The following is a 1,191-nucleotide window of genomic DNA, read 5'->3' as shown; positions in this document are numbered from 1 at the left end:
CAAGCCTGCGGACAGCATCACCAAGACCGCCGAACTTCTGGAAAACTTCGCGCGCGTGGGACGGATTGGGTGAGGAGCCATACCCCCGACGTCGCCGGTGCACGGCAACTGCAAGGCTAGGACCCGTGACGAAATTCGTTCTCGCCGGGTATGGAACGCGCGGCGACATCGAGCCTTTGGCGGCTGTTGGCCGCGAGCTGGTGCGCCGAGGGCACGACGTGGCCATGGCGGTCCCGCCGGAATTGGTGGGCTTCGCCGAGTCCGCCGGGCTCGCGGCGGTCCCGTACGGCCCGGAACTGCATGATTTCCTCGACGAGGAGTTCCTTCGCAACATGTGGGCGGAGTTCTTCCGGAACATCTGGACGGTCCGCAGCCCGATCAGGTTGATGCGCAAGGTGTGGGAGCCCCTGATCCGGCATTGGGGCGAGGTGAACACCACGCTGACGTCGCTTGCGGCCGGCGCCGACCTGCTCTGCACCGGCCTGAATTTCGAGCAGGCCGCCGCCAACGTCGCCGAGTTCTACGGCATTCCGCTGGCGACACTGCATCACTTCCCGATGCGGGCCAACGGCCAGCTCGTTCCGCGCGTGCCGGCGCCGCTGTTCCGCTCCAGCATGAAGACGGTCGAGTGGTTGTTTTGGCGGTCGACGAAGCGAGTCGAGAACGCACAGCGCCGCGAACTCGGCCTGTCCGCGGCCACGAAACCCTCGCCGCGGCGGATCGCCGAACGCGGTTCGCTCGAGATTCAGGCCTATGACGAAGTCTGCTTTCCCGGCCTGGCCGCCGAATGGGCGAAGAAGTGGGGCGACCGACGGCCCTTTGTCGGTGCGCTGACGATGCAGTTGACCACCGACGCCGACGACGAGGTGTTGTCGTGGATCGCCAAGGGCACGCCGCCGATCTGCTTCGGGTTCGGGAGCATGCCGGTCGCCGAGTCTCCCGCGGACACCGTCGCCCTGATCAGCGCGGCGTGCGAGGAGCTGGGGGAGCGTGCGCTGGTGTGCTCCGGCTGGAGTGACTTCAGTGGGGTGCCGCAGCCCGACCACGTCAAGGTGGTGGGCGTGGTGAATTACACGAAGATCTTCCCCGCCTGCCGGGCGGTGGTTCACCACGGCGGCTCGGGCACCACGGCCGCGGGTCTGCGTGCCGGAATACCGACGTTGATCCTGTGGACCGCGGGAGACCAGCCGT

The 1,191-nt window shown here is 67.2% G+C and carries 1 protein-coding gene; it reads left to right on the top strand.

Annotation, left to right across the window (positions count from 1 at the left end):
- Positions 1-125: 125 nt before the first annotated feature.
- Positions 126-1,191: glycosyltransferase (locus tag A5713_RS25975; protein ID WP_068099122.1), on the top strand; the 1,066-nt coding region annotated here is incomplete at its 3' end.

This window comes from Mycobacterium sp. E2497 (assembly GCF_001668695.1).
Taxonomy (GTDB): Bacteria; Actinomycetota; Actinomycetes; order Mycobacteriales; family Mycobacteriaceae; genus Mycobacterium.
Note: the sequence above shows the minus strand (reverse complement) of the source record. Positions and strands in the feature narration are given on the sequence as shown.